Annotated in this window: 21 protein-coding genes; 5 read left to right on the forward strand and 16 right to left on the reverse strand. The window is 41.4% G+C overall.

Going from position 1 to position 20,807, the window contains the following annotated elements; translation table 11 throughout:
- Positions 1–172: 172 nt before the first annotated feature.
- From WBJ10_RS06765 to WBJ10_RS06790, 6 genes are all read right to left on the reverse strand, one after another.
- Positions 173–2,254: a TonB-dependent receptor gene (locus WBJ10_RS06765; RefSeq protein WP_424288757.1), complete on the reverse strand. Its 2,082-nt coding sequence runs from the start codon at positions 2,252–2,254 to the stop codon at positions 173–175.
- A gap of 186 nt (positions 2,255–2,440) precedes the next feature.
- The gene (dnaJ, locus tag WBJ10_RS06770; RefSeq protein WP_424288758.1) at positions 2,441–3,607 is read right to left on the reverse strand and encodes a molecular chaperone DnaJ; all 1,167 of its coding nucleotides are present in this window, start codon (positions 3,605–3,607) and stop codon (positions 2,441–2,443) included.
- Between the two features lie 56 nt (positions 3,608–3,663).
- The gene (locus WBJ10_RS06775; RefSeq protein ID WP_424288759.1) at positions 3,664–4,263 is read right to left on the reverse strand and encodes a nucleotide exchange factor GrpE; all 600 of its coding nucleotides are present in this window, start codon (positions 4,261–4,263) and stop codon (positions 3,664–3,666) included.
- 188 nt (positions 4,264–4,451) lie between these two features.
- Positions 4,452–5,132 carry a cell division ATP-binding protein FtsE gene (locus tag WBJ10_RS06780; RefSeq protein WP_424288760.1) on the reverse strand — a complete coding sequence of 227 codons (681 nt, stop codon included), beginning with the start codon at positions 5,130–5,132 and terminating at the stop codon, positions 4,452–4,454.
- A gap of 2 nt (positions 5,133–5,134) precedes the next feature.
- Positions 5,135–5,338, reverse strand: coding sequence for a fructose-6-phosphate aldolase (locus tag WBJ10_RS06785; RefSeq protein WP_424288761.1), 204 nt, complete (start codon positions 5,336–5,338; stop codon positions 5,135–5,137).
- 45 nt (positions 5,339–5,383) lie between these two features.
- Positions 5,384–6,394, reverse strand: a complete 1,011-nt coding sequence (locus WBJ10_RS06790) for an acyl-CoA reductase (protein WP_424288762.1) — start codon at positions 6,392–6,394, stop codon at positions 5,384–5,386.
- Between the two features lie 113 nt (positions 6,395–6,507).
- Here WBJ10_RS06790 and WBJ10_RS06795 point away from each other — a divergent pair, with 113 nt between their 5' ends.
- On the forward strand, positions 6,508–6,858 hold the full coding sequence (locus tag WBJ10_RS06795) for a 4Fe-4S dicluster domain-containing protein (protein ID WP_424288763.1): 351 nt from the start codon (positions 6,508–6,510) through the stop codon (positions 6,856–6,858).
- Between the two features lie 37 nt (positions 6,859–6,895).
- Here the strand turns inward: WBJ10_RS06795 and WBJ10_RS06800 are convergent, their stop codons facing one another.
- Positions 6,896–7,366, reverse strand: a complete 471-nt coding sequence (locus WBJ10_RS06800) for a universal stress protein (protein ID WP_424288764.1) — start codon at positions 7,364–7,366, stop codon at positions 6,896–6,898.
- Positions 7,367–7,494: 128 nt separating this feature from the next.
- On the opposite strand from WBJ10_RS06800, the gene WBJ10_RS06805 reads away from it, so the two are divergent.
- A complete protein-coding gene (locus WBJ10_RS06805) occupies positions 7,495–8,277 on the forward strand; it encodes an NlpC/P60 family protein (protein ID WP_424288765.1) in 783 nt (260 codons plus the stop codon).
- Here WBJ10_RS06805 and WBJ10_RS06810 read toward each other — a convergent pair.
- The 9 genes from WBJ10_RS06810 to hisG all read right to left on the reverse strand — a co-directional run bounded on the left by WBJ10_RS06810 (position 8,264) and on the right by hisG (position 16,581).
- Positions 8,264–9,187 (reverse strand): WD40 repeat domain-containing protein, encoded by a 924-nt coding sequence (locus WBJ10_RS06810; protein ID WP_424288766.1) that lies wholly within the window; start codon positions 9,185–9,187, stop codon positions 8,264–8,266. The genes WBJ10_RS06805 and WBJ10_RS06810 overlap by 14 nt on opposite strands.
- A 67-nt stretch (positions 9,188–9,254) precedes the next feature.
- Entirely contained in the window at positions 9,255–9,857 is a 603-nt protein-coding gene (gene hisIE, locus WBJ10_RS06815) for a bifunctional phosphoribosyl-AMP cyclohydrolase/phosphoribosyl-ATP diphosphatase HisIE (RefSeq protein ID WP_424288767.1), read from the reverse strand.
- A gap of 61 nt (positions 9,858–9,918) precedes the next feature.
- On the reverse strand, positions 9,919–10,725 hold the full coding sequence (hisF, locus tag WBJ10_RS06820; RefSeq protein WP_424288768.1) for an imidazole glycerol phosphate synthase subunit HisF: 807 nt from the start codon (positions 10,723–10,725) through the stop codon (positions 9,919–9,921).
- Positions 10,726–10,738: 13 nt separating this feature from the next.
- Positions 10,739–11,488, reverse strand: a complete 750-nt coding sequence (hisA, locus tag WBJ10_RS06825) for a 1-(5-phosphoribosyl)-5-[(5-phosphoribosylamino)methylideneamino]imidazole-4-carboxamide isomerase (protein ID WP_424288769.1) — start codon at positions 11,486–11,488, stop codon at positions 10,739–10,741.
- Positions 11,489–11,491: 3 nt separating this feature from the next.
- Complete coding sequence (gene hisH, locus WBJ10_RS06830) at positions 11,492–12,085, reverse strand: imidazole glycerol phosphate synthase subunit HisH (protein WP_424288770.1); 594 nt, start codon at positions 12,083–12,085, stop codon at positions 11,492–11,494.
- Complete coding sequence (hisB, locus tag WBJ10_RS06835) at positions 12,082–13,173, reverse strand: bifunctional histidinol-phosphatase/imidazoleglycerol-phosphate dehydratase HisB (RefSeq protein ID WP_424288771.1); 1,092 nt, start codon at positions 13,171–13,173, stop codon at positions 12,082–12,084. The genes hisH and hisB overlap by 4 nt, the downstream gene beginning before the upstream one ends.
- Complete coding sequence (gene hisC, locus WBJ10_RS06840) at positions 13,170–14,225, reverse strand: histidinol-phosphate transaminase (protein WP_424288772.1); 1,056 nt, start codon at positions 14,223–14,225, stop codon at positions 13,170–13,172. Before hisC ends, hisB begins: the two co-directional genes overlap by 4 nt.
- A gap of 204 nt (positions 14,226–14,429) precedes the next feature.
- The gene (gene hisD, locus WBJ10_RS06845) at positions 14,430–15,716 is read right to left on the reverse strand and encodes a histidinol dehydrogenase (RefSeq protein WP_424288773.1); all 1,287 of its coding nucleotides are present in this window, start codon (positions 15,714–15,716) and stop codon (positions 14,430–14,432) included.
- Between the two features lie 13 nt (positions 15,717–15,729).
- Entirely contained in the window at positions 15,730–16,581 is an 852-nt protein-coding gene (gene hisG / locus WBJ10_RS06850; protein ID WP_424288774.1) for an ATP phosphoribosyltransferase, read from the reverse strand.
- Positions 16,582–16,801: 220 nt separating this feature from the next.
- Between hisG and WBJ10_RS06855 the strand changes: the two genes are divergently transcribed.
- The 3 genes from WBJ10_RS06855 to WBJ10_RS06865 are packed head-to-tail and all read left to right on the forward strand — an operon-like array spanning position 16,802 to position 20,798.
- Positions 16,802–18,859 carry a BatA domain-containing protein gene (locus WBJ10_RS06855; RefSeq protein WP_424288775.1) on the forward strand — a complete coding sequence of 686 codons (2,058 nt, stop codon included), beginning with the start codon at positions 16,802–16,804 and terminating at the stop codon, positions 18,857–18,859.
- On the forward strand, positions 18,852–20,117 hold the full coding sequence (locus tag WBJ10_RS06860) for a dihydroorotase (RefSeq protein ID WP_424288776.1): 1,266 nt from the start codon (positions 18,852–18,854) through the stop codon (positions 20,115–20,117). Before WBJ10_RS06855 ends, WBJ10_RS06860 begins: the two co-directional genes overlap by 8 nt.
- A 9-nt stretch (positions 20,118–20,126) precedes the next feature.
- Positions 20,127–20,798, forward strand: a complete 672-nt coding sequence (locus WBJ10_RS06865; RefSeq protein ID WP_424288777.1) for a hypothetical protein — start codon at positions 20,127–20,129, stop codon at positions 20,796–20,798.
- The last annotated feature ends 9 nt before the right edge of the window (positions 20,799–20,807 follow it).

Genomic DNA, 20,807 nt, shown 5'->3' on the forward strand with positions numbered 1-20,807 from the left:
AGAGAGGGACTGGTTGTAAACATTTCTTTTCGGTTTGATTGAGTTAAGATACATTTAATAGACAGAATCAACAATCAATATCGCTCTCGGTTTCGATAATTAGCATAAAAAGAGCAAGCAGTTTCACCGCTTGCTCTTTCGTAATTCGTAATTTTTGATTAGTAATTCTTTCCTACAGCGTAACCTTAACCCCTCCAAAGAAATTCCTCAGCGGTGCTGCATTAAAATATCTTCCACCGAAGGCATTTAAGTCGTTACCAAGGCTGTAATTTTCGTCAAGAAGATTATCTATCCCAACGTAAAAGTCTAAGCCAGCTTTCCCAACTTTAGCTTTTCTCCAGCCTGCTTTTAAATGAACAAGGTTATAGTCTTCTGCATAGAGGCTGTTAGCATCATTCAAAGGTATTTTTGAAGTGTAGTTATGCTGAGCAAACACATAGAAATTCCGCTCGATTCTTAAATCGAAACCATTGATAACAACTCCTCTCGGTACACCGGTGAGTCGGTTCCCTGAATAATTGGCAGTCACGTTCACATAATCCCGAAAATAGTATTTGCTTAATGTATAGCTGTTTTGAAGCTGCAGGCCACTAATGAACCTTTTGGTTCCCGGTTGAATCAACCAATAAGATGCCTGGGTTTCAAAACCTGTTTGGGAAGTACCGCCAGCATTAAGATAGAATTCTGTATCATCGGCATTCACTCTCCGCACGATAGCGTTTTCCAGTCTGTAGTTAAAAAGCGAGGCATCAAGCCAGAACCTATCGGTTCTATCGCGCAGTCTAACCCCACCTTCGTAATTCCAGCCTGTTTCTGACTCAAGTTTCGTATTAATTTTATTGTCGGATGCCCTTACCTCAGCAATGGTAGGAGTGGAGTAGCCGCGGCTTATAGAAGTTCTTATAGCCATTCCATCATTTAACTGGTAGGACAGTGCAAAGCGGGGCATCAGTTGGGGATCAAATTTTCTCTCTGAGTAGGAGGTTGGAGTCTGAATATTCTTATCAAACTCATACTTGAAATAGTTGAGGCTGGCAGCGACTTCCGCAGTCAGTTTCTCAGTGAGGTTTGCTGAAAAACGGGTGAAGTAAAAAAACTGGCGGGAAAATATATCATCCTGAGCCTGTTGATTACCCTTAACGCCCCGATTATTATTGAAATTAGAAATATCCGCATTTGTACCCTGTAGTTCAAGGCCAGCATTCCACTTCCAACGGATACCTGTATTGGCTCGGCTGACCAACTCAAAATAAGTCCGGAGGCCCAAAGTACCTTCCTCCCGGATTTCATAATTCGTGATGAAAGGATTCAGGAAATCAGTGTGGGATCCAAAAAGCGCTAATACATGCCGGAAATTCTGCGATAGCAAGGTTTCATTTACCAGCCCTCCAAAAAAAGTCTTGTTTTCGATCCGGGCTTTTTGAGCTACTGGGCCTGCAACAGTAGGCGTTGAGGGCCGGGCGAGCTGCGGATTAGCATTGAATTGTGCGATAGTTAAACCTCCGGGTGTTTGGTAATCGAGATCCGAGTATAACGCGAGAAACCGAAGCTGACTGTTCTTATTGTAATTCCAGCGGTAGCCCACCTGGCCATAATGGCGCTGCATTGAGCTGTGCTCGCGATAACCATTTGAAGTCTGGTAAGAATGATTAACATTCAAATAGTTATTACTCCATTTCTTTTGTAAAGCAATTTTCTCCTGGAATAAACCATATGAGCCGCTGGTTACATTTGCCGATGCCCAGCTGCTGTCCGACCGTTTATCGAAAGGGTTTAACAAAACCACACCACCCGAATTTGCGCCGAATAAACTTCCATCGGGACCCTTGAGGATTTCGATATTGTTTATACTTCCAATATCCAGGGAATTCAAATAAGTATTGCCGCCTGCATCTGTAAGAGCAAAATCATCTATGTACACCTTAACATTTCTGACTCCGAAAGGTGATCGCAGAAGGCTCCCCCTGATCGACAAGCGGTAGCTTCCAGGTGAGCGCTCTTCCATCCGTATACCCGGTACACTATTGAAGGCAGGAAGCATTGAAATTCCTGGCTGATCCCTAAGCGCTTTACTGCTGATGATGCTAACCGATGATGGGACTTTAAGAATCGGCTGCTCAGAGATGTAACCTCTTACCACGACTTCATCCATTCGTTGAACCGAATCAGTTGGAGTCTGGGAGAACGCAGATGTAATTGAAAGCAGGATAGCAGCTACTAAACTGATAGCTGTGTATTTCGTAATATTATTCATTTGGGATCTGAGGAGTTTTGGGGTTTCTTAAGGAGGAGCTAAATTATCAAAACTTCCTACTATTAAACAACAGAACAGGTCCTTAAGTATGCTATTTATGTAAAATTTTGAAACTAAAAAGACCTTCCATGAAGAAAGGGCTATTTATACGTCCTAAGGGAAGCTCAAAATCGCTTCCATCATGTCTTACTCGAAATACTCTTTCATCTTATCAAAAAAACTTTTCTCATTTTTTCCAGGTTGTGGCCTGAAGTTCGGAGAATCTTTCAGTTGATCAAGTAAATCGCGCTCGTCCTTGGACAAAGCCTTTGGCGTCCAAATATTGACATAAATTAGTTGGTCACCGCGATGATATGAATTAACTTCCGGAACTCCTTTAGCTTTTAGGCGAAGTATTTTTCCTCCCTGGGTTCCTGGTTCAATCTTAATTTTAGCCTTACCATCAATCGTTGGAACTTCAACGCTCGAGCCGATTGCTGCATCAATGAAACTGATGTGCAAATCATATATAATGTTATTTCCTTCCCTTTTCAGGAATTCGTGAGGCAATTCTTCGATAAGGATGATAAGATCACCAGCTATTCCGCCCCTGGCTGCCGCATTCCCCTTGCCACTCATCGACAGCTGCATTCCTTCACTAACTCCTGCTGGAATATTGATGCTGATTGTTTCCTCGCCCCGGGTTAAACCTTCTCCGTGACAAACAGTACATTTTGCTGTGATTTCACTTCCTTCCCCGTTACAGGTAGGGCAGGTGCTGGTAGTTTGCATTTGCCCCAGAATGGTATTAGTTACTCTTCGAACAGAGCCGCTACCGTTACAGGTGTTGCAGGTATGGAATGAAGACTTGTCTTTTGCGCCGCTGCCATCACAGGTTTCGCAGGAGATCTGTTTGTTTACTTTGACTTTTTTCTCTACGCCCTTCGCAATTTCCTCAAGAGTTAACTTTACTTTGATCCTCAAATTGCTTCCTCTGGAAACACGACGGCCGCCGCGCGCTTGTTGCTGACCACCAAAAAAACTATCAAAGGGGCTTCCACCGCCCCCTCCGAAAATATCTCCAAACTGGCTGAAGATATCCTCCATATTCATATTACCTCCGCCGTAGCCGCCACCGTTTGCACTCGCCGCTCCACCGGCATGGCCGAACTGATCGTAACGTTTTTTCTTATCGGCATTGCTCAGAACCTCGTAAGCTTCTGCAGCTTCTTTGAAGTTTTCTTCTGATTTTTTATCACCGGGATTTTTATCCGGGTGATATTTGATAGCCATTTTGCGATATGCTTTCTTTATCTCATCAGCAGTCGAAGAGCGTGTGACGCCCAGGATATCGTAATAATCTCTTTTACTCATCTTTATTTAGAAATGTGCTTACGGGCAAATCGCCTGCGCCCACATAAAATTAATTTTTATGATCCGATGATAACTTTTGCGAATCGGATTACCTTATCATTAAGATAGTACCCTTTCTCCAGTTCATCTATGACTTTCCCTTTCAAATCATCGGAAGGTGCAGGGATATTTGTAATACCTTCGTGAACATCAGCATCAAACTCTTTTCCAATAGCTTCCATTTCTTTTAGCCCTTTGCTCCCCAATGTATTTTTTAGTTTATGATGAACCAGTTTCACACCCTCTTTAACTGACTCTATGTCGGTAGCTGTTTCCATGGATTTCTGCGCCCTTTCAAAATCGTCAAGAACAGGTAATAGATCTACGATTACATCTTTTCCGGCTATCTGAAGTAATTCAAGACGCTCTTTGCTGGTACGACGTTTAAAATTGTCAAATTCTGCATATAAACGAAGATGTTTATTCTGCCATTCAGCAACTTCTGCCCGAAGCTTCTCTTCTTCGGAAATAGTACTACCAGATGAATCTGTATTATTGTCCTGGCTATTCTCTATGTCAATCTGTCCGGCTTCATCCGGACTCATATTTTCGTCTTGTAATTCGTTTACATCCTGGTCTTCAGGCTTGGTATTCTCTTCCATTTTATTCTTCTTCATTTTATTCAACATGTCTGAAAGACGCATAAGTCCTTATGGCAATTTTTTTGCCAAAAGTATAAACGCGTCAGAGTGGCAGGGATATTAAAGGAGTATCAAGTAGCAAGTTTCAAGTATCAAGATACATTTTGAGTTAAACAGGGACGTATAAGCTATATGGTACGTCAGTATCGACTTGCTACTTGATCCTATATTTTAACATCCTGGTGAACCTGTCCGCCTTCACATTTAATTATTCGTGAAGGGAAGGTGCGTATGATATGATAGTCATGTGACGCCATTAAAACGGAGGTTCCGGAAAGGCTTATTTGTTTTAGAAGAGTAACAATTTCTTCTGAAGTGTCTGGATCCAGGTTACCTGTAGGTTCATCAGCCAGAATTAATTCTGGGTCGTTAAGCAAAGCCCGGGCAATAACCACCCTTTGCTGCTCACCACCGGAGAGTTCATGCGGCATTTTCTTGACTTTAGAACGTAAGCCTACCTTCTCAAGCACGTCACGAATTCGCTCAGCGATTAGCTTTTTATCTTTCCATCCGGTTGCTTTCATCACAAACTCCAGGTTTTGTTCAATACTTCTGTCTGTTAACAGCTGGAAATCCTGAAACACAATGCCAAGTTTGCGCCGCAGAAAGGGTACGTCTTTTTCTGCTAATTTTCGAAGGTCAAATCCTGCTACTTCCCCATCGCCGTTACCAATGTGCAGGTCTCCATAGATTATTTTCAATAAACTGCTTTTGCCAGATCCGGTTTGGCCAATTAAAAAAACAAACTCGCCTTTGTCAATATGGAGGTTTACATTGCTTAATACCAGGTGTTTTTGCTGATAAACATCTACGCCTTGTAGTTTAATAACGGAATTACCAATCATAATCAGATATCTAATTTTAATATTTGCCCGAAGGGAAGGTCTTTAATGGTGCTCATAATGTATTCAGCATGCGCCGCTAAACCTGCTTTTTCAAGCGCTTTTTCTGGTCTGTCTAACCTGAAATACGCCAGCAAAGTAAATTTTTCATCCCTTAGCTGAACATAATCCGGAATTTTAGCAACGCCTTTTACTTTTATTACATACATGAGCTTCAAAGTTACTAATTAGTAGCAAGTATCAGGTATCAAGTATCAAGACAAGTGTGCCAAAAAAGCAATCGTATCTACTCCGTCAGCATAATCCCACAATTCAGGTTTCTGGCTTTTTCCAGGCAAAACCGTCTCAATTTCCAATTTATCAGCTGAGACAATGCATTGTATCTGATCAGATATTGTAACTAAATCCTGTTCTAGCTTGGCCACATCATCGTACTCTTCGTAATATAGTACAGCAAGTGGTGAGGCAAGTCGCTGATCTTCTTTCACCAGCAAAAAGCCATTATCCAGGTGCTTGTCGAGATTTACTAGAAAGATAGACTTGTTATAGTCATAGTTATTATTGTATTTGTGATGGTCGATAACAGGCTTGAAGCATTCTATTCCTTCAAAAAGATTTTTAAAATCATAGCCCTTTGGCACATAAAGCTTAGAGACATTTCTACAGCCCAGGCCGTAATAGTCAAAAATATCGTGTCCGAGACTCCGCAATTCTTCACTCGTTTCGTGTCCGTTTAAAATAGCTACGCTGTTGCGATTTTTGCGGATAATATGCGGCACTTTACTGAAATAGTATTCAAAATAACGGGATGTATTGTTGCTTCCCGTTGCAATAATGGCATCAAAATTAATTAAGCGTTCTATATATTCAATCTGGCTCTTGAAAAGCGGTTCAATTCCTGTAAGAATTTGAAGAATATATGGGATCAGCTTATTGTCCTGAGATGATAATTTGATCAATGCTTTGTTTCCGGTTATAAGTACAGAAAGAATGTCATGGAATCCAACAAGTGGGATATTTCCTGCTAAAATAAGGCCAACAGAATATGATTGCCTTAGAGAAATAGTATAAAAACTCATCCATTTTTCTAAACTTTCCTTCTCAAGCATTCCTGCAATTGCACTGACCGCATTCGCAGTGCTTTCCGGGGTGAACCAGGCATTATATTGCCGGGCCGAATTTATCAGGTCTGTTAATTGCTTATCCGGTGAGCTCAAAATCGCCCCTAATTCTGCAAATGCCTCTAATCGTTGTTTGGTTGTCAAAATCTCCGTCTTCAAAAAATAATACTTCAAATAATGTTATATTTGCATCGTTTAAAAACAATCACGCCTCTTCGGGTGTAAAAATAAGGTAACAAATAGAATTATAGATAGAGATGGCAATTAAAATCACCGATGAGTGTATTAACTGCGGGGCATGCGAACCAGAATGCCCGAATAATGCAATTTATGATGCGGGTGCTGCCTGGAGGTTTTCAGACGGCACAGGCCTGAGTGGCATTATTGATTTTGGAGATGGCACTACATTGGACGCCGGCGAAACTCAAGCAGCAATTTCAGATGAGGTATATTATATAGTTCCTGATAAATGTACTGAGTGTGTTGGTTTTCACGATGAGCCGCAATGCGCTGCTGTTTGTCCTGTTGACTGCTGTGTAGATGATGAAGACATTAGAGAAAGCCGCGAAGAACTTCTAGCTAAAAAATCCTGGCTTCACGCGGAGTAGGAGAAATATTCCGACTTCCGACATCCGACTTCCTACTTCAGTTTTCCCTTCTTGGAATAATCATAACCGGACATTTCGCTCTCTTTGCCACACTGGAAGAAACGCTCCCTGAAATAAAATGATCCAGTCCCGTTCTGCCGTGGGTTCCTAAAATGATCAGATCTGCTTTATATTCCTCAGCGACAGCAAGGATTTCATCCTGTGCCCGGCCTACTCTTATATATTTAGTGATTTGAATGCCCTCACCGTACTCTGCATCAATTCTTTTAAATAAATTTTTACTTGCCTCCTCCTGGATTTCCATCATTTCAGGTATCATCAAAGGTGTTTCACTGAGCATAGGATCGGCAACGTAAGGGGTATTTACAGGTATCTCATCTGCATGTACCATGGCTATTTTTGATCCCATTTTTTTTGCCAGCATCATGCCGTACCGTATTGCCTCATCGGAATACGGGCTGTCTTCTACGGCTATTAGAATTCGGTTTATCGTCTCCTGGCTTTTCATATATCTTGACAATTTTTAAAACTAAGTGCCTGTTTGATCCTTTGCGGATGATTATTTTCGTAAAAATTCTGTTATTTTATTTGAATGTATCTACATCCAATTTATGCTAATTTTGGTTTATTTGCAATATGAATCAACAGTTTGGTGTTTGTAACCTTTCGCTTGTGCCTGTGCGGGCGGAGCCTTCAGACAAAAGTGAAATGACGTCTCAGTTATTGTTTGGAGATCACTTCACCATTCAGGAAAACAACGGAAAATGGATTAGGATATTGACCGCCCATGACGAGTACGAGGGTTGGATTGATATAAAGCAGTTCGAAGAGATAGAACATGCAGCATTTGTGGCGCTCCATGATCTGAATGCAGTGCTTGGTCCCGCGGTGAGCCATAGTATTTCAAAACAATCAGGTACAGAAAGACTTAATCTGGTGGCAGGTTCTAATATTCCTAAGACACTAGACAAGTTTTTCTATCTGGGAAAAACGAAATATAAGCTGGAGGGTGAGACAATAACACCATCTAAAGATAAGCTCCGAAGCGGGATTACAGAGGTAGCTATGTTTTATCTGAACGCACCTTATCTATGGGGAGGGAAGTCCGTTTTCGGTATAGATTGTTCAGGTTTCACTCAAATGGTGTTCAGGCAGTTTGGGGTAAAGCTTAAACGGGATGCATATCAGCAGGCTGAGGAAGGAGAACTGGTGAGTTTCCTACAGGAATCTAGAGCCGGCGATCTGGCGTTTTTCGATAATGATGAAGGGAAAATAACTCATGTGGGCATTATGCTCAGTAACGAAACGATAATCCATGCTTCTGGCAGGGTAAGAATAGACGGGATTGATAACCAGGGGATCTTCAACAAAGAGTTAAAGAGGTATACGCATAAGTTGAGGATTATTAAACGGATGTAAGTTGTTGGGTTACCTCCCAAACTTTCACCATTTTATCATCCCCAACAGAAATCAACCTGTTTTCAGTATCCCAGAGAACCTTGTTAACTGAAAGGCGGTGCATTTCGTAGCCTTTCTCTATGCTTAAAGTCTTTTTGAGACTGAAATCTTCTGCATTCCAGATCTTGATGGATTTATCCCTGCTCGCTGTAGCGAAGAATGGAAGTTTCGGATGAAATGCTATACTGTAAATTGAGAACAGGTGGGCGGCAACATTTTCGTAAAGTGTAAAGTCGGAAGTGTTCCAGATTTTCAGCTGCGCGTCACGGCTTCCCGACAAAAGGAATTTGCCATCAGGCGAAAATTGCAGTGAGGTAACCGGAAGGGTATGCTGATCAAGTTCGGATATAAGGCTGTAATCGTCGAGCCGATAAATTCGGATGATATTGTCTTTGCAGCCAAATGCGACAGTTTTTTCGTTGGGGCTAATGCTTATTACCCGAACTGTTGTTGCACAGACTTTGAAGGAGTAAAGGATCTGCATGCTAAGCAAATCCCAAACCGACACTATGCCATCCTCAGAGGATAAAAGCAATTCGTTTTTACTTGGAACGGTTTTGATATCAAAAACGGGCAGCTTATGGTGCTGGAGCATATGCGTTACCTTTTGCTCTCTGAAATCAAAAACATCAACCTGACCGTTTCTTTCTCCGGCTATCAACAGAGGTGCGCCGGCAGGGCAGTGCAATGAATATACAGAGGAGCGAACCGGGAACATGACCTTAATAAAGCTCATGGATTTGAGACTCCATTCAACTACACCTCTATCATTGCCCGCAGTAAAAAGGATTCCTGCCTTTTGCGAATTCTCCGCAGTAAAAATTGGATTTTGATGTCCGGAAAGAGTTGCCAGAAGCTTTATATCAATCATAATTGGGGGAATGAGGTATGAAGTAGGAAGTAAGAGGTATGAAGCAACCACTTTCAACTTTCAATTGTCAACCGTCAACTTTCTTCTCGTGTCTGTCCGCCAAATTCTTCGCTATCGTTTCAAGGCTTACATTTTTCTCCCTCATCAAAACAAGCAAATGAAAAACGAGATCAGATGCTTCATTTACAAAGTCTTTTTCCGTTTCGTTCAAAGCTGCTATCACGGTTTCAACACCTTCTTCACCCACCTTTTGGGCTATTTTATTCAAGCCTTTGATACGAAGCTTGTTTATATATGAATCTTCTACAGGATTACTGTATCGGTCTGCAATGATGTTTTCAAGTTCGAAAAGAAAATTTTGGTTGTATGATGTATTGAAACAGCTTCTCGAGCCGGTGTGGCAGGTTGGGCCATGTGGATTAACTTTTATCAATAAAGTATCATTATCGCAATCCTCTTTAATAGAAACGACATTCAGGAAGTTGCCGCTCTCTTCTCCTTTCGTCCACAAGCGGCTTTTGGTTCTCGAGAAAAAGGTGACTTTTTTTTCGGACAAGGTTTTTTGGTAGGCTTCGTTGTTCATATATCCCACCATCAAGACTTCCAGAGTTTTATCATCCTGAATGATTACTGGTACCAAGCCTTCACCTTTATTAAAATCGATTGTCATGTTTTATCAATTACAAATTACGAATTACGAATTACGAATTAGCGCAGCGTAAAAAGCAATTTTATAGCCTAACTTCTATGTTATTCTGTTTAAGTATTTTCTTCAAATCCGGAATCAGGATTTCCCCATAATGAAAAACTGATGCAGCCAGCGCAGCATCTACATTTGTTGTATGGAAAAGTTCAACAAAATGCTGTACGTTTCCCGCGCCTCCTGAAGCTATAAGTGGAATACTTAAGGTGTCATTTATTTTTTTCAATAGTCCGTTGTCAAAACCAGCCTTTGTTCCGTCATGATCCATTGAAGTAAGCAATATTTCCCCGGCTCCTCGTGATTCAGCCTCTCTAATCCAGTCTTCCGTTTCAATATCCGTTTTGATTCGTCCGCCGTTGAGGTGTACATAATTCTTGCCTTCAATAAACTTGGTGTCTATCGCGACCACGACAAATTGCTTCCCAAACGCAAGTGCCAGTTCATCGATAAATGCAGGATTTCTTACTACTGCTGAATTGACTGAGATTTTATCTGCACCCGAGTTCAAAAGAATATCGGCATCTGCTATTTCGTTTATTCCGCCTCCGATAGTAAATGGGATATTTACCTGGCGCGCGACAGATTTTACTAACTCCACAAGGGTTTTTCGTCTCTCATGGGTAGCAGTAATGTCGAGGAATACCAGCTCGTCGGCACCTTGCTGCGAATACTGATATGCAAGTTCTACGGGGTCCCCGGCATCGCGTAAAGCGACAAAATTGACTCCTTTTACTGTACGCCCGTCTTTAACATCCAGGCATGGAATTATTCTTTTCGCGAGGCTAGTGTCAGTTACAACCCTTGAAAAAGAGGTATTTAAAGTAAGATCGTTCAAGGTTACTGATCAATTAAAAGCTGATCAAAGCTTTCAGGTTCCAATCCTTTATTTCTTCAATGCTTATTCGTCCTTCATAGATAGCTTTTCCCACTACACAAGATTCTACTTTTATTTGCTGAAGGCTTTCAATGTCATCCATAGAACTTATTCCGCCTGAGGCGATAAGCTTAATAAAAGGGGAATGTTCCAGGAGTTTCTTATAGAGGTCAACACCTGCGCCACCCAGTTTCCCGTCCTTGTCAATATCCGTACACAGGAACCTGAAAAAACCCAGATGCAGACATTTGTCAACATAGTCCATCATTTTTATTGGAGAACTCTCCATCCAGCCGGAATATTTAATTACCTCGTCTAATACGTCAATTGCTACGACAACCTGATCCTGTGACTTATATTTACCGCAAATCTCTTTGCTTAACTGAGGAAGAAAATCTGCATTGGTTAATGCCTGCGTACCTACTATAACCCGGTGTATCCCGGAATCAATTAGTTCTTTTACCTTGTCAATACTCCGAACTCCACCTCCATACTGAACCTTGATTTCGGTCTTTTGGATTATATCAAACAGGAATTTTTGGTTGCTGAAATCACCTTTTGCACCATTTAAATCAATGATGTGAATAAATTCAGTGCCATTTGAATGATATTTCTCAATCATCTCCTCGAGAGTGACATCATAAAAAGTAGCCTGCTCGTAATCTCCTTCGCGGAGACGAACAACCTTTCCGTTCAAAATATCAATTGCTGGGATTATATACATAGGTTATGCTAGTTGAGAGAAATTTTTCAATAGTTGTTCACCGGCCAAACCGGATTTTTCCGGGTGAAATTGCACCCCATAAAAGTTTTCTTTTTGTATGCCTGCAGAAAATTTTATTCCGTATTCTGCCATAGCGATAGTAAAATTAGAATTAAATTCTATAAAATAAGAGTGTACAAAATAAAAATGAGTCCCCGGTGATATTCCATTAAATAGAAAAAGGCCAGATGTATGTTCTACTCTGTTCCATCCTGTATGGGGGATCTTAATATTTAGCGCCGCATCAAACAACTTTGTCTTTAGTGGAATAATACCTGTAAGGGTAGAATCCCCTTCTTCTGAGTACTCTGTTAATAGCTGCATACCAACACAAATGCCAAGCACCGGTTTCTTTAGTGCAAGTATGGATGGGACCAGGCCAGTTTGCTTAAGTTTACTCATCGCCGAACCCGCATGGCCTACCCCGGGGATGATATATCTGTCGTATTTGCCGAAATCTTCAGCTGTATGGATCATCCCATATTCCAGGCCAAGTCTGTCCAGCGCCGCTGTGAGCGAGAAGATATTACCAGCTCCATAAAATACGATCCCAATCATATCACTCCTTTAGTGGTAGGCAATTCTGTTCCGGTTACTTTGATCGCCTGTTTGATGCTTTTAGCCAATGCTTTAAAACTCGCTTCAATCATATGGTGAGTATTATCTCCATCGAGGATTTTTAAATTGAGGTTCATTCCTGCATGTTCAGAGAATGATTTCATCCAATGTTCGAACATTTCAGTAGGGAAATCGCCAACATATTCCCGTGTAAATTTACCTTCGTAAATGAAATATGCCCGGTCTGAAAAATCGATCGCACATTGTACCAACGCCTCGTCCATCGGTAGTAAGAAGCCGTACCGTTCAATCCCGCGCTTATCTCCAAGGGCTTGTTTAAATGCCTTTCCCAATGCGATTGCACTGTCTTCGATGGTATGATGTTCGTCAATTTCAAGATCGCCCTGAACTTTTAAGCTTAAATCCACACCCGAGTGCTTGGCCAGTTGATCAAGCATATGGTCATAAAACTTTAATCCGGTGTCGATATGATGTTCACCATTACCATCCAGGTTTAAGCTGAGTTTAATACGGGTCTCTTTAGTATTGCGTTCGAGTTCCACCATACGATCAGATTTCCGTGTGAGGAAACTGGTGATCTCTATCCAGCTGTTAGAGTTTAAATCAGCATCAGCGTTTTCGAGCCCATAAAATATCGACTTGCAGCCCAGATTCTTTGCCAGCTGAACATCCGTTCCGCGGTCGCCTATCGTGTAAGAGTGGCGAAGATCAATCAGATTTGATATCAGATAATTGGTTAGTAAGCCGGTATTCGGTTTTCTATTCGGACTATTAGCTTCAGGAAAGGAATCATCAATAAAAATTTCAGCAAAAGTAATACCCTCATTTTCCAGGATATTAAGCATTTTTTGATGTGGTTTTAGAAAATCTTCTTCAGGAAAGCTGCTGGTGCCCCGTCCGTCCTGGTTAGTTACCATGACCAGCTCGTAGCCGAAATCCTGAAGCTTCTTCAGAGAAGATATTGTATAAGGCAGAAATTCGAGTTTTTCCAGACTGTCAACCTGGAAGTCCAAAGGGGGTTCTGCTATAATTGTACCGTCGCGGTCTATAAAAAGTACTTTCTTCATTTCTTTGCTGAAAAATTTTTCAGATTTGTAATTAAGGTCTTATTTTCTTCGGGAGTACCCACAGTGATGCGTAATGCGCCCTCACAAAGTTCGACTTTTGAACGGTTACGCACAATTATTCCGTTATTAACCAGGTGCTCATAAATTCCGTTAGCGTCAATGGTTTTAACCAGAATGAAATTTGTGTCGGAGGGATAGATTTTAAGGACTGCTTCCAGTTTCCCCAACTCGTCCCTCATTTTTTCTCTCTCTGAAACGGTGAGTTTTATCCAGTCATTAATCTGTTCTACATTCTGTAAGGCCTCAAGAGCAATCTGCTGGGAGGCTTCGTTAATGTTGTACGGAGGTTTAACTTTGTTGAACACCCCAATAATCTCTTCGCTGGCGAAAGCCATCCCAAGCCTTAGGCCGGCTAGTCCCCAGGCTTTAGAAAGTGTTTGTAAAACCACCAGGTTCCCATATTCCGTTAATTCCTGGACAAAAGTTTTCTGACGCGAATAATTTATATAAGCCTCGTCGATAACTACAAGTCCCTCGAAATTTGCCAGTATCGTTTCAATATCTGTTCTGTTAATTGAATTACCGGTCGGGTTATTCGGAGAGCAGATAAAAATAATTTTCGTGTGTTCATCTATAGCTTCAGCGATGCCCTCCATATCCAGCTGATAATCGGGTGTAAGGTTTATCTTGCGAACTTCAACATCGTTGATGTTTGCTGAAACTTCATACATTCCATAGGTAGGCGGAACCGTAATAACATTATCTGTACCAGGCCGGCAAAATGCTCTGAATAAGATATCAATTGCCTCGTCGCTGCCATTGCCCAGAAATATATTACCTGGCGGGACACCCTTGATCTCGGCTAACCTCTGTTTTACCTTAAATTGAAGCGGATCAGGGTAGCGGTTATAATTCACATCGAGAGGTGAGCCAAAGCTGTTTTCATTCGCATCGAGGAATACCGATGCCTCCCCCTTAAACTCATCTCTCGCTGAGGAATAAGGCACAAGGTCTTTGATGTTTTTTCTGAGTATGTTTTGAAGGTTAAACATGTTGTTGTAATGTGTTATTGAATAAGGAACAAAGAGCAAAGAACAAAGACCGGGGTCGTTAATCCTATCATTCTATGAATCCTATTTTTAGCTATTCTACTTGGCATCTTATGCATCCTACAATCCTATGCATCCTATCTCAAAGCGTTTCTTAATCCGATAATCTTGTAATCCTATTAATCCTAATCCAGACAAAATCCTAATTTATTTTAGCCTAACCGTTATCGCATTCCTATGTGCATCCAATCCCTCAAGCGATGCCAGTATTTCCACAGCAGGCCCCAGGTTTTCAATCCCGATCTTACTTATATGCTGAAAAGTAATCTTTTTAATAAACGAATCTAATGATACGCCCGAGTAAGCTTTCGCATATGAGCTGGTTGGCAGCGTATGATTAGTGCCCGAGGCATAATCTCCGGCGCTTTCCGGTGTCAGATGTCCCAGGAAAACCGATCCGGCATTTATAATCTTGTCGACCAGACTTTCCCACATATCCGTAGCAAGAATAAGGTGTTCAGGAGCATACTCATTGCTAAAACCCATGGCTTCATCCAGATCGACTGTGAGAATAGCATACGAATTCGCAATTGCTTTTTCGGCAATATCGCGTCTTGGCAGCACTGCAATCTGTTTTTCAAGTTCAGCAACAGTTCGGCTAATAATTTCCGCAGAGCTTGAAACGAGGACTGCCTGGCTATCTACACCGTGTTCGGCCTGTGCAAGTAAATCTGCAGCAACATATATTGCATTTGCGGTATGATCTGCTATGACCAGTACCTCGGATGGCCCTGCCGGCATATCAATAGCAGTCTGGCTTTCCGACTGGATAATAGTCTTTGCCATGGTTACATACTGGTTACCAGGTCCGAAAATCTTATCTACTTTAGTAATACTTTCCGTGCCGTAAGCCATGGCAGCAACCGCCTGGGCACCGCCGACCAGATAAATCCGATCAATTCCAAGCAATTGGGCGCAATACGCAAGATATGGGTTTACCTTTCCATTCTTTTGAGGGGGAGAACAGACGATAATCTCAGAACATCCAGCAAGTTTGGCAGGCACTCCTAACATTAAAAAAGTACTGGGAAGTACGGCTGTTCCGCCAGGAATGTACAGCCCGACTTTCTCAATTGCCCTTGATTCCCTCCAGCAAACTACGCCGGTGCTTGTTTCAACCTTATTTTCTTTGATTATCTGGCTTTCATGGAACTTTCCGATATTAGTATACGCCAGAAGCAGAGCTTGTTTTTCTTTATCGCCGGCCTCGCTGGCAAGAATGTCGATTTCTTCCTTTTCAATGTATAGCTTGTTAAGCTTCACTCCATCAAATTTCTCGGCATAGTCGCGAAGCGCCACATCACCTTTCACCTTTACTTCGCTGATAATATTGTCAACCGTACTTCTGATATTGTTATTTCCATCTGCATTCCGTACGCAAAGCTCTTTGATCTTTTGCTGATCCAGGTCACTTAGTTTATAAACGTTTAGCATGGCGTTCAGATCTTTATAAAATAATTTTCTCGATCGGCATCACTACTATCCCCTGCGCGCCGGCATTTTTAAGCAGACTTATTTTTTCCCAGAAATCGCGCTCTGAAATAACGGTATGAACTGCAACCCAACCTTGTTCGGCAAGAGGTACAACAGTAGGGCTTTTTACACCTGGTAAAAGCTTAACGATTTGATCCAGATTTTTAAGTTCCGTGTTAAGTACCACATATTTGGTTTCTTTCGCACGTAAAACTGATTGCACCCTCTGGATAAGTTCTACGATAAGCGGATTGGTCTCTTCACCTTTGCGGCCGATAAGTACAGCTTCAGAAGAAAGCACATCGGCAAATGGCTTGAGTCCGTTACTTTTTAAGGTTCCTCCTGTTGATACAATATCAAATATCGCATCACTTAATCCAAGCCCCGGAGAAATCTCCACGGAACCGGAAATGGTTCGGATGTCTGCTTTGATGTTATTCTTGTCAAGAAACTTCTTTAGGATAACGGGGTAGGAGGTAGCTATTGCCTTCCCATTTAAATCCTGGATGTTTTGGATAATGCTATTGCTTTGAACGGCAAGCTTCAGTGTGCATTTGCCAAAACCCAGTTTCTGAAGGTAACTTACATCAACTTCTGTTTCGCTGATAACATTCTCCCCAACAATTCCCAAATCTGCAATACCATCCTGAACATATTCTGGAATGTCATCATCACGAAGAAATAATATTTCTAAAGGGAAGTTGGAAACGGTTGATATTAAAGAGCTTTTATAGTTTTCAAAACTTAAGCCGCAATTTTTCAGGAGTTCTACCGATTTTTCGTTTAATCTACCAGATTTCTGGATAGCTATTTTAAGAGTTTTCAAATTTTAAGTTTTAATCAGACCAAAAAAATATTATGAATAGTTTCACGTAGAAACGTATATTATCTTACCATCGCCGCAAAGCGATGATGGAAATGTACGTGATGTGTGAAAACTTTATTCATAAATTTTGGCCCAAATGTGCTTGGGAGGCAGGGCAAAGATAGAGATAAAAACTTACAACGTACAACGTATCACTATTTTTTCGTAAATTCGCTACTCAATGAGATTCCTGGCCCCCGGATTTTTATTTGCCCTTTTGGCTATTGCCATACCAATTATTATACATCTTTTTAACTTTCGTAAGTTTAAGAAAGTATATTTCAGTAACGTTCGTTTCCTGAAGTTTGTGCAGATCCAGACCTCATCGCGACAGCATCTCAAAGACAGGCTGATACTTGCTTCGAGAATTCTAGCGCTGGCCTTTTTAGTATTTGCTTTCGCAAGGCCCTATATCCCCGACCCGGAAAATACCAGGGCTTATCAGCAACAGGTTGTGAGTATATTTATTGATAATTCCTACAGTATGGAAGCTGTAAACAGAGAGGGAACTTTGCTCGATGAATCAAAACGGCGGGCAAAAGAAATTGCATCCGCATACAATCTTAATGATAAATTCCAGCTTCTTACCCATGATTTTGAAGGAAAGTATCAGCGGCTCCTGAATTATGATGAGTTTCTGACTGCGGTTGATGAAGTGAAAATAAGTTCTGCCAACCGTAACCTGAGCCAGATCATAAGCCGGCAGGAAGATGTATTCACAAAGGAACCAAACTCGAGGAAAACAGTTTATATAATTTCTGATTTTCAGGAAAATCTACTGCCTCAGGCACCTGTTCAGAGCGACACTTCCGTCGCCATCCGGCTGGTGAGGCTTACCTCTAACTCTCAGCCTAATATTTCAATAGATTCTATTTGGTTTGCCTCAGCGATTCATAAACCTGGAGACTCAGAGCAGATGGTGGTAAAACTCAGGAACAATTCTGATGAAAAAGCGGAGAACGTTCCTGTGAAAATAACAATTAATAAACAGCAGAAGGCAATAGGTAGCTTAACAATTGAGCCTCGTGCAACAGCAGCCGATACTTTGTCATTCAGCGGCCTGAGAGCAGGATGGCAAGAAGGTGAGATAGAGATTACAGACTTTCCTGTAGTTTTTGACGACCGGTTTTACTTTAGTTTCAATGTTCAGCAGTCAATTCCTATCCTGATTATAAACGGTGGCAGTCCTAACGAATACCTGAATTCTGTGTATCGTTCTGATTTGTTTTTTAATGTTAGCAACGTAAGTTCAGGTAATATTAATTATTCCGGTTTAAATAATTTTCCTTTTTTGGTATTGAATGAGGTCGCAGAGATCAGTGATGGATTAATTCAGCAGCTACGTCAATACGTGAATAAAGGCGGAAGCCTGATGATCTATCCGGAACTTCAGAGCAATCAGGAAAGCCTGAAAAAATTATTGCAGGCGCTTGGTTCGGATTTTCCGGCTGAAGTTGTGACTGCTGAAAATAAGGTCACATCTATCAACCTCCAACATCCAATCTTCAAAGGCGTATTTGAAAATATCCCACAAAAGCTTGATCTACCCGTCGCTAAGAACTACATACGTTACACCCTTCAAAATAATACCACCAGGCAAAGTATCCTGGATTTCCCGGGAAGAGTGTCATTTTTTAGTGAATACAAATTGGGAAGGGGTAAAATTTATCTCTCGGCAGTGCCATTAAATGCTGAAGCGAGTAATTTTGCCAGGCATTCTGTATTCGTACCGATTATGTATCAAACAGCCTTATTGTCGCTCCGGGATCAGAATTTGTTTCATAAACTCAACAGGGATCAGGCTATTGAAATTCCTAAAATCACACTTAATGCGAATCAGACCTTAAAGCTTAAGAAGGGCGAGTTTGAAGCTATCCCCGACCTTCGTCAAAATGAGAATTTTTCGCAATTATATGTTGCAGATCAGATACGTCAGAACGGGAATTATCAACTTTTGAAAAATGATAGTCTTTTAGCCATCTTGTCGTTCAACGACTCCGGACCCGAGTCAAATTTGAGTTATGCCAGCGACCGCGTAATAGAAGCTAAATTTCCAGACCAGAAGATAGAATTGATTACGCCTAAACCGGGTTCTATGCAGGGTGCGGTTGAGTCTATCAATCAGGGTACCTCTTTATGGAAATTGTGTATTATACTTGCACTATTATTTTTAGCCGCAGAAATATTGCTTATCCGGTTCTATAAAAAGTCACAAACTAAAGCTGTAACACTTGAATAACTTATTAATTCAATCGGCAACAATCCTTGATTCTCAAAGTAAATTTCAGGGGAAAGTCGCAGATATTCTGATTATTGAAGGGAAGATTTCAGAAATCGGAAAGAATATCAAAACCACCGTTAGTACTACTAAAATCATTAATGCTAAGGGGCAGTTTCTTTCACCAGGGTTCTTCGATCTTAATGTCACTTTTGGAGACCCGGGACTTGAAACTAAGGAGGATATAAGCAGTGGCTCAGCTTCTGCAGCTGCAGGCGGATTTACGGGACTTGCGCTTATGCCGAATACTCAGCCTCCCATTCATTCAAAAGCGGAAGTTTCTTATCTGGTAAACCGGGCTAAAAACAACCTGGTCGATATTTATCCTTTGGGATGTATAAGTCACCATTGCGAAGGTAAGGAGCTTGCAGAGATGTTCGATATGCAGCAATCTGGTGCAATCGCATTTACAGATGGTAAGAAGCCACTCAGTAATTCGGGGTTAATGAGCCGGGCATTACTCTACACTAAATCGTTCAATGGGCTGATTTTCTCTTTTGCAGAGGATCAGGACATCGCCGGAAAGGCAAAAATGAATGAAGGTGTGATGAGTACTTATCTGGGGATGAAGGGGAATCCTTCCCTCGCCGAGGAACTGATGGTCTCCCGGGATATTTATCTGGCACAATACAATGATGCCAGGGTGCATTTCAGTACGATAAGTACAGCAAACAGTGTCGACTTGATCCGGAAAGCCAAAAAAGCGGGCTTAAAGGTAACTTGCGATGTGGCTGCACATGCCCTCGTTCTTACGGAAGATTTATTAGAAGAATTTGATAGTAACTATAAGGTCAAGCCGCCTTTACGGACCAAAACTGATCAAAAAGCCTTGTTGGCAGGTCTCAAAGACGGAACCATTGACGCCATTGTCTCCCAGCATACACCTCATGAAATAGAATTTAAAAATGTGGAGTTTGAGATTGCATCCTACGGCATAACAGGATTGCAAACTGCCCTGCCTTTGGCAATCAAAGCCGGTTTGTCACCTGATCAGATTGTCGAGAAAATGGCAGTTAATCCCAGAAAAATCCTCGGCCTTCCAATGCCTGTTTTGGAAGCGGGAAATTCTGCTAACTTTATTCTGTTTGATACATCTGAACAGTGGACCCTGGATGAGAAAACAAACTTTTCCAAATCAGAAAATTCACCTTTTATGGGTGAAATTTTAACAGGAAAGATTAAGTTAGTATATAATAATGCCCAGTATTTCACTTATTAAAGGATTTTTATGGATGCTAGTGTAAAACAGTCGATGCTCGCAGCATTGAGGCAATTCGCGGTGGTGAGCAGAAATGACAGCAAGCCTTTCTATGAAAGCCTGGTTCAGGTATTCAGCAGCAAGCAGGATTACATGAAAAAGGTTGCTGATATGGACAAACAATTTGACGAGAATCCCGAATATGAGTCTTTAAGAGAGCTGTTTTTCGACCTCCTGCTGATTAATTTCTTTAACGAAGATGTCCGCAAGCTGGAAGAAGACTATCTGGATTCACCTGAATGGGAAGCAATAGAAGAGAAAACTTTGGACCGGGGCACAGAACTCTTAAACTTGATGCTTTACCTGAAGGAATGTGAGGATGAAGATATAGAACCGGACCTGGGGGACTTTTTAAAGGAGTTTCTGCTTGTTGATGAGGATGAGTTCCAGGATGAGTACCGGATCTATGAAGACGTGATTGCTAATCAAATTTTGGTAGACAGTGACCTTAAAGAAGTTGCCCGGGTTGCATCTGATCTGCCTGAGGGATCGGAAATGAAGGAACTGTTCTACCCGATGATTGGATTCTTTCGTGATCAGCATCCAGATAATGAAGAATATGACGAGTTTGTTAAACACAGTAACAACCCGGAATTTGATTCTGCGGTTTATGCATTGTTAATTTCTTATAACCAACGATAAACCTAATAT

The sequence above is a fragment of the Daejeonella sp. genome, from assembly GCF_049655485.1.
GTDB lineage: Bacteria > Bacteroidota > Bacteroidia > Sphingobacteriales > Sphingobacteriaceae > Daejeonella.

Bases quoted from the DNA above. Each gene is read 5' to 3' on its own strand.
- hisIE (WP_424288767.1), bottom strand. From the start codon at position 9,857: ATGACAATCGATTTTAATAAAGGTGAAGGCTTGGTACCAGTAATCATT.
- WBJ10_RS06775 (WP_424288759.1), bottom strand. From the start codon at position 4,263: ATGAAGAAGAATAAAATGGAAGAGAATACCAAGCCTGAAGACCAGGAT.
- hisB (WP_424288771.1), bottom strand. From the start codon at position 13,173: ATGAAGAAAGTACTTTTTATAGACCGCGACGGTACAATTATAGCAGAA.
- WBJ10_RS06800 (WP_424288764.1), bottom strand. From the start codon at position 7,366: ATGAAAAGCCAGGAGACGATAAACCGAATTCTAATAGCCGTAGAAGAC.
- hisA (WP_424288769.1), bottom strand. From the start codon at position 11,488: ATGTATATAATCCCAGCAATTGATATTTTGAACGGAAAGGTTGTTCGT.
- WBJ10_RS06810 (WP_424288766.1), bottom strand. From the start codon at position 9,187: ATGATTGATATAAAGCTTCTGGCAACTCTTTCCGGACATCAAAATCCA.
- WBJ10_RS06865 (WP_424288777.1), top strand. From the start codon at position 20,127: ATGGATGCTAGTGTAAAACAGTCGATGCTCGCAGCATTGAGGCAATTC.
- WBJ10_RS06780 (WP_424288760.1), bottom strand. From the start codon at position 5,132: ATGATTGGTAATTCCGTTATTAAACTACAAGGCGTAGATGTTTATCAG.
- hisC (WP_424288772.1), bottom strand. From the start codon at position 14,225: ATGTTTAACCTTCAAAACATACTCAGAAAAAACATCAAAGACCTTGTG.
- WBJ10_RS06785 (WP_424288761.1), bottom strand. From the start codon at position 5,338: ATGTATGTAATAAAAGTAAAAGGCGTTGCTAAAATTCCGGATTATGTT.
- WBJ10_RS06795 (WP_424288763.1), top strand. From the start codon at position 6,508: ATGGCAATTAAAATCACCGATGAGTGTATTAACTGCGGGGCATGCGAA.
- hisH (WP_424288770.1), bottom strand. From the start codon at position 12,085: ATGATTGGGATCGTATTTTATGGAGCTGGTAATATCTTCTCGCTCACA.
- WBJ10_RS06855 (WP_424288775.1), top strand. From the start codon at position 16,802: ATGAGATTCCTGGCCCCCGGATTTTTATTTGCCCTTTTGGCTATTGCC.
- dnaJ (WP_424288758.1), bottom strand. From the start codon at position 3,607: ATGAGTAAAAGAGATTATTACGATATCCTGGGCGTCACACGCTCTTCG.
- WBJ10_RS06805 (WP_424288765.1), top strand. From the start codon at position 7,495: ATGAATCAACAGTTTGGTGTTTGTAACCTTTCGCTTGTGCCTGTGCGG.
- hisD (WP_424288773.1), bottom strand. From the start codon at position 15,716: ATGCTAAACGTTTATAAACTAAGTGACCTGGATCAGCAAAAGATCAAA.
- WBJ10_RS06765 (WP_424288757.1), bottom strand. From the start codon at position 2,254: ATGAATAATATTACGAAATACACAGCTATCAGTTTAGTAGCTGCTATC.